Here is a 13366-nt window from a genome sequence, read left to right as displayed (position 1 = left end):
CGGAATCCATTTTTTATAAAAAAAAGCCCTGTTAAGGGCGAAAAAAAATCCTAGGCGACCTGAGCACATAAAAATTCACAAGTCCGTTGCTGCTTTCGCCCTGGCGAGTTGCCCGCAAATAGTCATTGCGCAGGGCCTAGGAACCCGCAATTTAGCAATATCTCGTGATTTTTGTCAAGGGAAAGCGGCAAAAACAAATTTTCGGAACAAAAGTGGACGATTTGTCCATGAAAAAGGCTAGCTTTGTGAAAAAAAGGTAACCTATGTAAAGTTTTTTTATGTATTTTTGAATCAGGAGTTGAAATCCTGTAATACAACAGGGGTAAAAGATGGTTAGAGTAATCAACATGAAAAACTTTTTAAACAAATTATGGCTCGTGCTGATGGCAGCGGGGGTTGCTTCGGCTGCAGATGTCGCGCCGTTGGTTTTCGATAGCCTTGCAACGTATTACAATGAACTTTCGGATGTAAGTGATCCGAAAACGATGGATGACGCTATAAAAGCGGAACACCAGAAGTATTGGAATAAATTGATGACCTTCAAGATGTGGGGTACTTTTGGTATCTCCATGGGACATGCGAGTGCTCCCGATGTCAACGGTGCCATTGGTACTGCTCATGGTAATATGGAATTGACTAATGGTGACCATAAATTAGGTGGTCCGATTTATATTGGCGGTGAAATTGTTTTCCAAGATGGACCAGATGTTTTTTTAAGTGGCCCAGCACGTGTTAAGGGTGATTTTAATTCGGGTGCAAATGGCAATTCCTTCTACGGAACGCATTGCATCGAGGGTGTTGCTTCCACCAAGAATCAGAATTCAACCATCCAAGCTGAATTTAAAAACGATAAAGATCCTGTAGGTAGGCTTGCTCAAGGGGCTGCCGCCAAGCTTGGTATGTGTTCTTACGACAGTGTTCCTGAAGTCCCGACGTATCTTACAATTCCTGATGTGCCGGCTCTTCCTGCAAGTGCGAACGTTATTTATAGCGATATAACCATTAATAATGGCCAAACCTATAACATTGATGTTCCGCCTAATAGTAATGGCTCGAATATATATGACGTTTATGTTGGTGGAAACATCATTATGGGTGCGAATTCGAGCATAGTTGTTCGTATGGCGAACAACAAGAATTTGGTTCGTCTGTTTATAAGTGGCACAATCGTTGCAAACTCCAGTTCGACAATTCAAGTGGCTTATGTTGATGAAGGTGCTCAGTACTTAGGGGACTCATGGGTAAATGTTACGAATTCTACGTTTGTTGCGAATAAAGACTATGCAGGAAACGTATTGTTCCATTGCAAAGAGGGTATTGACTGGTCTGCAATGAATGGTGGATCTTTCTTCCAGGGTTCGTTCTTGTCAAAGAAAAAGATAAAGGTCGGTCCGAACTTGGTTTTAGCCGGTCAGCTTCTTGCCAACGAACTCGAAATTGGTCATGAATTTGATGGAAGTTCTTTCCGCTATGTGCCGTTCGATCCTCCTGTTTTGAATACTGCAGAAGGCGTAAAGACTTATTTGGTCGAAGGTCACAAGCAAGATACGGTTAAAATCGCTCTGGACAAAGAGGCCACAACTCTTATCGATTTCGAATATTGCTTTGATTTTGGTGGAACCGTAGATGGCAAGGATCCCAATGGTCTTGCCACTCGCGCTGATATCGCTACTGCAGATATTCCATTGTTCGATGGAACGAAATGCGTCAATCCTGGCAAGGCCTATTTTGATATTGATAGCAAGAACCTGAGAGACCCTATCATCTTGACCGCGTTTGACGACAAGATTGATGAAGGTACTGATAGTAAGCCGGGAAGGGAAACCTTTAGAATTATCATTCAGAACCTGAATGCAGCAACGCTGAAGGATGGTTCTCACGATGGTTTCATCACTCTGGAAATCAGCGATCCTGATCTTGATCCGCTCAAGTTTAAAAAGGATACGTTGCATACGATTAACGAAAATCCGCGGAATGATGCCGTGATTGATACCTTGCGCGGTGTTCACGGTATTGTTGGTTGCCCCGCTTGCGTGTATAGCATAAGCGATACCAGCCATTATATTGATTATGTAACTGTAACGGATTCCGGTTATGTTCTGGTCAAGGATTCTACAATCTTTGATTTCGAAAAGATACAGTATATCGATATCCAGGTTCACGTAGAAGATGTTGACAATAAGATGAAGGCCGATACGACGATTATTATTCCGATTGGCAACGTCAACGAAAATCCGATTTTGGAAGAACAGAATTTTGAAATCGATGAACATCTGCCGAAGCAAACTGTCGTCGGAACTCTCGTTTGGGGTGAAAGCGACTCTGTGTCGGTGTTCAGACAAGACATTTTCACCGCAGTGGGTGGCGATACGGCATTCTTCTCCGTTTCTTCTACCGGTGTGATTACGACCAAGAAGGAATTCGATTACGAAACGGAACCGGATTCTTACACAATCCAGGTGAAGTTGGTTGATAAGAACGATTCGACACTTTATGTGATCAAGCCGGTGACGATCAATATCCGTAACGTGAACGAAAATCCGAAGATTACGACGGAATTCATCAATGTTACCGAAAATAGCCCGAAGGGCACCGTGGTCGACACCTTGAAGGCTATCGATTATGACTTGGATGATACTGTCTTGACATGGACGCTTATTAGCGATCAGAGTAAATGCTTTGATTTGTCTACAGACGGCGTTGTTACGCTCAAGTGTTCTGACATTGATTACGAAAAGACTCCGACCATTTCGATTCGAGTCAAGGTCGAAGACCAGCATGGTGGCTCCGATACCAAGGTAATCAGGGTGAATGTCATCGATATCCCGGGCCCGACGGTTGAAATTACCGAAGCCAGCAACGAAGATTCTACCTGGGCTCCGCCTAAGAATCCGATTTATACCAATAAGGACAGCCTGAATGTTTGCTGGGAAGTGAACCACAAGAATAAAACTTGTGCTGACACGAATCTTGTGCCGGGATACAACAAGATTTGCAAGGAAGCTTGTGATATAGACGGCTTTGAAGGCTGTGCCGAAGATTGCTTTATTGCTTACTTTAGCGATGTCTCGCCGAAGGTGGTTGTTGATGCCGGCGGCGACGCTAACCTCGCAAGCAACATCTATACCATTGTGGAGCAGCCGGCCGTAGGCGATACGAACGTGTACGTGAAGGATTCCGTACGCAACATCAACGTGTACATTACGGATTACGACCCGATTATGGGCGAAACCAAGGACACCTTGAAGTTCGAAAAGGTCGATATCACCAAGAAGGTGGCTGTGCCGCAGACTACCTACGATGCCCTTTCGATGGTTGCAAAGCAGACGGTTTCGCTTGACGAACTGAACCCGAATACCACGAGAACCCCGATCAACGGCACGAACGTCCTGAATTCCTACCCGACAAAGATTGCCGGTACCGAAGTCACTGTGAGCTACGTGACCGACACCAAGGGTAATATTGTGAAGCAGGCCGTTGTAAACGAAAAGGGCAAGGTCGATTCTATTGAAGTGATTACGGTGTCTTACCAGACCGAAATCAACGGCCAACTGGTGACTATTTCTTACCAGGCCGACGCGACGACGGGTATGGCTCTGAATGTCGACGGTAACGGCGGCTTTGTGTCTTCCAAGAACTCCGACAGCTCTACCGGTATCTTTAAGGTCTCTTACGAATATCTTGACAGAACGTCCGGCCAGGTGCTTGAACTGACCTACGTTGTCGACAAGAAGGGCAACTTGGTCAAGAATCCGGAAGGTGACCGTGGTTACCAGGTATCGTTCACTTACACCGACAAGTATGGCAACGTGGCCGAACAGTCCGTATTCGTGGTACTCGACCAGACGCTCCCGACGGTGGAAATCCTTTCTCCGCTCGACAACCAGGTGTCTCATGCGAACTACGTGAAGGTTGAATGGACCGTTAACGGCGAAAAGCAGGATACCTTGACCACGCAGGGACTTGTGAAGGGCCCGAACGTTATCGTGCGCTTCTACAAGGACAAGGCGGGTAACATCGCTTCTGATACGGTCCGTGTGTTCATGAAGGAAGGCAAGGACCTAGAAATTGCCGTGGAACGCCCGGTGACAGTGATCGACAAGGACAAGGTTGACGAATATTACGCCGACAATCCGCCCAAGAAGGGTCAGACCTTCGCGGTTAGCGTAAGGAACCCGACGACCAAGGAAGAAGTGGAAACCTTGATCGGTGGCGACTTCAAGACCAAGGAAGGCAGCGGTGAAAAGCCGTATGCGAATACCAAGAGTTCCAAGCACTTGGGCCCGACGCTCATTCTTAACGTGACTCTCCCGACGATTAGCGACGGCAAGAGCGGTTCCGTGAGTGGCCTTGCTACCTTGGACGACTTGATTCTTCCGAACGGTATGATATCTTCTGCCGGTATCGGTGTCGACACCTCCAAGCTCGATGCCGCCGCCAAGAAGGACTACAAGGAATACACGGTCGAAGAATATGTGTCTGAATTCTGCGAAGACGGTACCAAGATCCCCAGCGACTTCAGCCAGTTTAACCTGTATAACTCCAGCCTGAAACTCGATATCTGGGTTTATACGACGCTTGGCAATTTCGTGGGCAAGTACAGCTTTACGCAGGAACTGAATGACCCGAGCTTCGCAAACGAAGCCGGTGTTACGCAGATCTTCTTCGAAATGAAACCGGATAAGGACGGTTACGTACATGCCAAAAACGGTAAGCTTTTGGCTACTGGCGCCTACTTGTACAAGGTGGATGCCAGCCTGCGTAACCATCTGCGTTGCTCTGTCCCGCCGCTCGGTGGCACGACCACCAAGACCAAGGGTGACGTGACGAAGTCCAGCGATGAACTGCTGAAACCCTTCGGTTATAAGCGTCCGGCAAACAAGAAATAAGAGTTCGTACGCAATTTCTTAAACAAAACCCCCGGGCCAAGGCTCGGGGGTAGCTTGTTAGAATTGGCATATAATTTATAAGAAAAATTTCAAAATAGTTTGCTTGTAAACGAAATTTTTCGTTCGAGGGGCGACTGGAGGCGCCGGTTTGGGGTGTCGGACATCACGGAAAAACGTCATTTTTAACTCAGAATACACAAAATGGTAGGTAAAACAACAACTTATTAACATTTTATGCAGTATCACTATTGTAATAATTAAAAAAGTTTTGTATTTTTACGGTGGTGAAATATAGGGGTATATAGTACACTTAATTTTTAGGAGTTTATTATGTGGTTTGGAAAGAGCATAATAGCTAAACTCGGTTTTGTAGTGGCCTTGGCGGTCCCCGCTTTTGCGGGTGCTCCCGTGAAGCCTTTTAGCTTTACTTACATTGGTGCGAGCAACGATGCACTTCAGCAGGATGAATGGAATTACCTGATGAAGTTTAAAATGTTCGGTACCAAAGGCATTGAGTTTGGTAACGAAAGCATTCGTGTGACGGACTCTGTTGGCTGGTTTGGCACGTCAAAGGGTAGTCTTAAAATGGGCATAAACGGTAAGGATACTGTTGGTGGTCCCATTCTTGTTGGTAAGGATCTTTCATTCTATCTTGGTCCTGATGTGTTTACTACAGGGCCGTTGTATGTAGCGGGAGATGTTTCTGTACTTTCAGAAGGATTTAAGGATAATAAAAGTACTTTTGCTGGGGATGTATGTATTGGAGGTACGGTTGCTCAATATTTCAGAGATAAGTTTGTTACTGATGAAGAAAAATCAAGATTGCACATTGGCTCTGGATGTCCTGATACGGTGCCAGTAATAAAAACTAATTTGGAAATTCCTCAAAATACTGCTACGAAATATGATAAAGAACTTGATGGCGCTAATTTAAAAGGTGCTGGCGATGGTAGTGTTTATGAAACGTTTGAAATTGTAGTGCCTGCAACGACGGATGGTTCTGATACGCCGTATGATGTTCATATTAAGAGCATAAGAATGGAAAACTACTCTAAGATTCTTGTAAAGCAGCCGGTTGGTGGTCGACTGACCAGACTATTTATCGATGATTTGGATATCGAGACTACTAAAGGCCGTATTGTTGTTGCATATGAAGATTCTGTTGTTGCTGGCAAGTACAATGAATTGAAAAATGATGAATATTTAGGAACGTTGTTGATTTATACGTCGAGTAATCTGAAAATTAAGACAATGGATAAGGATTATGCTTATTTCCAAGGCTCAATTATTTCTAAAGGAACAATCCATATTGAACAACACTTAATTCTTGCTGGTCAGGTTTTAGCTGATAGTATTTATATTGATACTGACTTTGATGGAAAAAGCTTCATTTATGTTCCCTTTGGATCGCCAGAAATTGACCCTAATCTGTTGAAAGACGGAAAATGGATTGAAAATAGTCGTGATTCGTTGGTTCCCATTTTCTTGGATACAATTCCGGGAACTGATGTGAAGTTCAGTTATTGCTTTGAAGTGGATCCTAATGGTGAACCTGATCCGAAAAAGGATGCCAGCGCAACGCCGAGAAAAGCAGTTCTTGCAGATTTTAAAAAGACGTCGAAATCCAAATTCCCTGTTTGTGCTTTGAATCAATCGGAACGGGTGTTGATTAAAGAGGGTAATCTACAGCCGACAGATGAGACCAAAATCTATATCAATGTGATTTCTGATTCTTATGATGAAGGCGAAGAAATCCTTGTTTTGAAGATTTTTGACCTTGTTGGTGCTGTAATGCCAGGAAATAAGAAAGAAGGTAGGTTTAATCTTGTTGTTACAGATGTTCGTCCTCCTCATTTTGATGATGATGTTAAAAGTTATAATGTCAATGAAAATACGGGCAAGGGGACTGAGTTTGCTACAATCCCAGTTGATGGTGTAGAAATTGCTGCAACTGCTATTGATAAGTTTAAACTTATTGTTGGTGGTACTGATGCTACGCTCGCCAAGACATTATTTGATTTTGAACTGGTGAAATTAGAAAATAGTACTGATCCGTCTCTTTATGATTCCGCTTATGTAAAGATGACTGTTAAGACAGCAGATCTTAACTACGAAGCTTTAACGCAGACTTCGTTCAAACTGACGCTCAGCTTGGAAAATGACGGCAAAATTACTGACGCTTCTGATCGTACTATCAATGTGATTGACGTGAACGAAAAGCCGGGTGTTGACAAGAATTCTTCGTTCAGTGTGAAGGAAGAACAGACGATTGGCACCGAAGTTGGTGAAGTCATTGCTACGGATCCTGATAGCAAGAACGAGGCCTTCCGTCACTTGGAATACACCATCGTTAGTTCGACACCTGTTCCGTTTGAAATCCCGGTTAGCACAAAGGGTGTAATTAAGACTACTGAAAAGCTCGATTACGAATCTTTGAAGGATCAGGATTACAAGTATACCTTTGATGTGAAGGTTAGCAACTGCTTGAAGAATCCTTCTACAGGTAAGTATACTGAAGCATGCCTTGATACCCTCACTCATGTGACGGTTACGGTACTTGATGTTAATGAACCGCCGGTGATCATTGATGATGGCAAGACTTTCGAAATCGATGAAAATACGAAGACCATGCCTGTCATCCCTGATGCTGTCGTCGGTAAGATTGAAGTCAAGGATGTTGATGGCGCTGATGTCGGAACAGAGTTGGTTGTTTCCTATGTTGTAACCGACGATGCTTCCAGCGGCTCGAAGTTTGATGATTTGTTCGTCGTGACTGATCACGCGGTTGCTGATGCAGAAGGAAAATTGTGGCTGGTTGTTTCCGTCAAGGATCCCAATCTTCTGGATTACGAAGCCATAAAGTCTTCTTATAGCATTACCATGACTGTGAAGGATCGTGGTGGTGTCGCTGGTTCCAATGCCGTTACGGTCAAGAAGACGATTGTTATTAACGACGTTAACGAAGCTCCTTCGATTACGGGTGTTCGTGGCGAAAACGATGGCCTTCCGGCTGGTGAAACTAGAGACGCGCTTACTCTGTATCCGGTCGAAAACCTGCCTGTGAACGCCTCGATTGGTGTTGTTCAGGCTTCGGATCCGGACTTCAAGAATCTTGATAAGTTTGGTCATTTGGAATACAGGATTATTGCTGATCCTGCTAATCCGGTTCCGTTCACAATGAAGGGTAATACGGATTCTACCATCTACGTGAGCAACGCTTCGCTGATGAATTACGAAGACCAAATTGTGTACACGTTCGATGTGGAAGTTTCGAACTGCTTGAAGAATGCTACGACGGGCAAGTACACCGAACATTGCTTGGCTGACACCGCCAAAATCACAGTGAAAATCCAGAACGTACCGGAAGGACCGGAAATCAAGTGCTTCGAAAACGATACGATTTGCGACGGTCCGTTCACAGTTGCAGAAAACTCTGCAACAGGAACTATTATCCATGCGTTCCTGGTTGATGACCCGGACCTCGGTCAGGTTGCAACTCTTAAGGCAACTCTTACTGACCTTAGCGGTACCGGAGCTGATTCCCTGTTCGCTGTTAAGATTGTGAAGGATTCCTTGAGGGTGTATGTCAAGGATAAGTCGAAACTGAACTACGAAGCCGTGAGGGACACTCATAAGGTTCGTTTGACGATTAAGGATACCGATAACCTTGGTGATTCCATTGTCCGCGTCATCTACATTGTCGACGTGAACGAAGCTCCGGTGTTTGCAACTAAGGATACGACGATTGAAGTTAAGGAAAATACGCCTAACGGTACTGTCGTTGGCAAGTTGCCTGCTTCTGACCCGGATACCAAGCATGTCAAGGAATTCGGTCACCTGGAATACTTTATCATTGGTAATAACATCCCGTTCACGATGGATTCCAACAAGATTGTCGTGACCAATGTTGATACCTTGGATTATGAATCCTTGAAGCCGGATACCGTGTTCACGTTCAAGGTTCAGGTCGCAAACTGCGAATGGAACAAGACTTCTGGCAAGTACGATGGTGCATGTCTCTACGATACCGCCAAGGTCTCGCTGGCTGTGACGGATGTGCCTGAAAAGACGATTATTATTCCTGATTGTAAGGGTGACAGTTGTACGACATGCACTGGCCCGGATTGCCATGATATTGTGGATTCGCTCTGCAAGGGTCCGAATTGCACTGGCGTTCATACTCATGATTCTGTCTTGACTCTTGCGGTAGAGGAAAATGTTCCGACCGGTTACAAGATTATCGACTACTTAGTTGCTGACGAAGACGTCGGAACTGGCCATAAGGATTCTCTGTACGCATACTTCAAGAATACGAATGCCTCTGGCGCTGATAGCCTGTTCAAGATTGAGATGAAGAAGGTTGGCGGCCAGTGGAGAGTCATTGTGTCCGTAAAGGATAGCAGCAAGCTTGACTACGAAAAGGTCAACGACATTCACAAGCTTACGATTTACGTTAGCGATCCTGAAGATCCGGCTGGTATGGGTGACTCCATCCGCCGTATTATCGAAGTTGTTGACGTGAACGAAGCTCCGAAGGCTAAGGATGCCGACCTGAAGCCCGAAGAAAATCTGCCGAAGGGTACGGTCATTGGCAAGCTGGATGTTTCCGAACCGGATACCAAGCATGTCAAGGAATTTGGCCACTTGGAATACTCCATTATCGGTAAGGACGAAACCTTCGCATTCGTGATGGACTCCAACAAGGTTTTGGTGAACGATCCGACCAAGATGGATTACGAATTGGCTGTTCATAAGTACGTATTCAATGTCTTGATTTCGAACTGCGAACTGAATTCGACTTCTGGCAAGTACGATGGCGCTTGTCTCTATGACACTGCTAAGGTGACGGTTGATATTCAGGATGTCAACGAAAAACCGAAGATTATTGTTGATGGTCCTGTTCCGGATGGCGACGACGATTCTGATCCGAACTGTGTCGCCTTCTGCGATACCACCAGTCGTGGCGTTACGCCGACCGATACGTTGACCGTGGGTGTCAAGGAAAATACTTCGGATAGCACGCTTTCCAAGACGGGCATGGTCCTGTTCACCTACCATGTTGTCGATGAAGATACGGGCCATGTTGCTGGTGCTAAGGTGACTTGGTTCGATGTCCGCACGACTATCCCGAGTGTGAGCACGAAGGGCACAGACCTCTTTAATATTGAATACAAGAATAGCGCCATCACGGTTAGCGTCAAGGATCAGAAGTTGCTTGACTACGAAGCTCTCAGAGATGCAAAGTCTCGTAACGATCCTGATCCGGAATACACTGTGGGCATTGTCGTGACTGACCCGGATGGCTTGTCTGATACGCTCTACCGTACTATTCGCGTGATTGACGTGAACGAAAAGCCGCTCTTCGATGTCTGGCCGCTCGTGATTACCGAAAACAATCATATTAATGATTCCCTTGGCCATGTGGAACACCCGAGTGATATCGACTCGATGTCTAGGAATCCGGAATTTTATGATAACGGCTTCAAGATGACGGGTGGCGATACCGCATTGTTCTGGCTCGACAAGGACTCTACGGACTTAATGCGAGTAATGATTCGTGCAAATGTGGTGCTTGACTGCGAAAACGGTGAGTATATCTGCGGTCAAGATTCCATGTACTGGGTATACATGACCTATGGCGACACAACCCTCAAGACGATCTATACCGACTTGAAGATTCCGGTCAAGCTGATTGACTTGAACGAACCGCCTAAGATTTTGACCGATACCATCGGTGTGGATGAAAACTCGCCGAAGGGTACCGTTGTCGATACCATCAAGTGGGAAGATATTGACCGCTTCGATACCGTGATGACGTTCAAGATTGTGGACGATCCGATCGGCTGCTTCGAAATCGATTCGAAGACTGGCGTTGTGACTGTCAGTGCAGACAAGTGTGCCGGTCTTGACTTCGAAAAGAACCCGACGATTGACCTCAAGGTGTCTATCACTGACATGGTGAATATTCCGGATAGCTTGTACGACGAAAAGTGTAAGTGCCAGTTGATCTCGGCTAAGGATGGCCCGATTACGGTCACGAAGACTGTCAAGGTCAACATTCACGACGTGAACGAACCGCCTTCCATTTCGGACAAGACGATTGCCGTTCCGGAATCTACCACGGTCTGGACCGTTATCGATACGGTGAAGGCTACCGATCCGGATAAGAAGAAGGAATACAGCACGCTGATTTACACGGCTGTGAGCGGCGATACCGCTGTGTTCATGATCGACCCGCACACGGGTGCCGTAATCCTGAAGGATACCTTGGATTACGAATCCAAGAAGAACTACGTGGTCTATGTGCAGGTGGATGACGGTGAGTTCACTGACACTGCCAAGGTCAAGATCAACGTGACGAACGTGATCGAAAAGTCTGAAGTGGTTATTACCAAGTACGACAATGTCGATTCTACTTGGAACTACCCGGATACAGTCTATACGAACAAGAAGAACGGCACGATTACCTGGCGTCAGGACGACGATATCGTTTCGAAGGATACGGTCCTGAAGAAGGGTAAGAATGTCATTGTGATTACCTACAAGGATCCGTCTAAGGATTTGCCGGGTAGTGACACCGTCGTTATCATGTTCAACGACGAAGTGCCTGTTGTCGAAGTGTCCGCCAACCCGACGCATGTCAAGGCCGAAAACGTGTTCACGATTGTTGAAGATATGGGCGATGCCGATACCAACATCTACGTGAACAAGGAACGCGATTCCGTGTACGTGCACGTGAAGGATCCGGCCAACAAGCGCGATACGTCGTTCGCTCTCGAAGTGAACCTCGAACCGGTGAAGGTGCCTGACGCAACGTTCAGAAAGATGAACGAAATCGCAGACAGCAAGCTGATGCTCGACGAAACTCCGACTGGTCCGGTGACCCGTTCACCGGTGAACGGCAACTCTGAAAAGATGTCTTACACGCAGCTTGTCGGCGGCGATACGGTAACCGTATCTTACATTGTCGACAAGGATGGCGAACCGGTCAAGGCCTCGGTGATCAATTCCAAGGGCAAGACCGAATCCGTGGAAATCATTACGGTTACCTACAAGACGATTGTGGATGACCAGGAAGTGGAAGTCTCTTACATTGCTGACGCCTTGACGGGTGAAATCCTCGCCAAGGGCCCGAACGGCGAACTCATGTATCAGGGTGCTTCTTCGAAGGGCTCCAAGTCCGGCAAGGGCAAGGATTCCGAAAAGAACTCCAACGTGAGCGAAGGTATCTTCTCGGTGACTACGGTTAGCATCGATGGCCTGGGTATGCCGACGGTCGTGTCTTACGCTGTCGACGAAAAGGGCAACATGGTCAAGAACGCCGAAGGCGACATTGGCTACGCTGTGACTTACACCTACAAGAACATCTACGGTAACTTTGCTACCGAATCCGTGTTCATCGTGCTTGACCAGACGATTCCGACTGTCGAAATCCTTTCTCCGGTCACGTACTCCATTATTCGCTCGAACTTCGTAGAAGTCAAGTGGACCGTGAACGGTGTGGAACAGGATTCCCTGACGATCCAGGGTCTTGAAAAGGGACCGAATATCATCGTGCGCTTCTACCGCGACAAGGCAGGCAACGAAGCCTCTGATACGGTGTCTGTCATGATGAAGGATTCCAAGAGCGTGAATATCGCTGTGGAACAGCCTGTTACCGAAATTGACAAGGATAAGGTCGAAGAATACTACTCTGTGAACCCGCCGAAGAAGGGTGAAACCTTCGCAGTGAGCATCAAGAACCCCTCTACGGGCAAGGAAGTTGAAACCTTGATCGGTGGCAGCTTCAAGACCAAGGAAGGTAGCGGCGAAGAACCATATCCGGGAATGGATAAGGGTCACTTGGGCCCGACTCTCGCTCTGGATATCAAGTTGCCGGTGATTGTTCCGAAGGAAGGTTACGGTACTGTAAGCGGCCTTGCCACCTTGGATGATATCGTCGTGTCTGACGGTACGATTCCGCTCGAAGGTGTAGATGCCGATAACGCCACCAAGATCTCCGTCGAAGAGTACGTCGAAAAGTACTGCGAAGACGGCGTCAAGATCCCGAGCGATATCAGTGAGTTCAACCTGTACGATTCCAAGTTGCATGCCAAGATCTGGGTGTACACCTCTCTGGGCAACTTCGTGGATTACTTCAACTTCAAGCAGGATTTGAACGACCCGAGCTTTACCGACGAAGCAGGCGTGTTGAACCTGTACTTCGAACAGAAACCGGACAAGAACGGCTTTGTGAAGGCTGATAACGGCAAACTGTACGCTACTGGCGCCTATGTCTACAAGGTCGAAGCCACTATCCGTTCGAAGCTCCGTTGTACGCTCCCGTCTTCTGACTTCAACGCCAAGAAGTACAGGGAAACTGGCGACGGCTTCGGTCCTTCTGCAAAGCGTAAGGGCGACGTCATCAAGAATAGTGACGAACTCCTGAAGTCCTTCGGTTACCGCCGCCCGAAACACTAATCGCGGCAAAAAACCTC

At 46.5% G+C, this 13366-nt stretch carries 2 protein-coding genes and 1 other RNA gene; 2 read left to right on the top strand and 1 reads right to left on the bottom strand.

The annotated features are described in order from the left end of the window. Positions 1-45: 45 nt before the first annotated feature. An RNA gene (gene ffs, locus BUC02_RS00845) (signal recognition particle sRNA small type) lies at positions 46-142 on the bottom strand. Positions 143-347: 205 nt separating this feature from the next. Between ffs and BUC02_RS00840 the strand changes: the two genes are divergently transcribed. Together BUC02_RS00840 and BUC02_RS00835 are read left to right on the top strand one after the other, a co-directional pair. Then, positions 348-4889 carry a cadherin repeat domain-containing protein gene (locus BUC02_RS00840; RefSeq protein WP_073317383.1) on the top strand — a complete coding sequence of 1514 codons (4542 nt, stop codon included), beginning with the start codon at positions 348-350 and terminating at the stop codon, positions 4887-4889. Between the two features lie 330 nt (positions 4890-5219). Continuing rightward, positions 5220-13349, top strand: a complete 8130-nt coding sequence (locus BUC02_RS00835) for a cadherin repeat domain-containing protein (RefSeq protein WP_083564329.1) — start codon at positions 5220-5222, stop codon at positions 13347-13349. Positions 13350-13366 lie beyond the last annotated feature (17 nt).

Source organism: Fibrobacter sp. UWOV1 (genome assembly GCF_900142495.1).
Taxonomy (GTDB): domain Bacteria; phylum Fibrobacterota; class Fibrobacteria; order Fibrobacterales; family Fibrobacteraceae; genus Fibrobacter.
The sequence above is the reverse complement of the archived record's forward strand: the minus strand, read 5'-3'. Positions and strand labels throughout refer to the sequence as shown.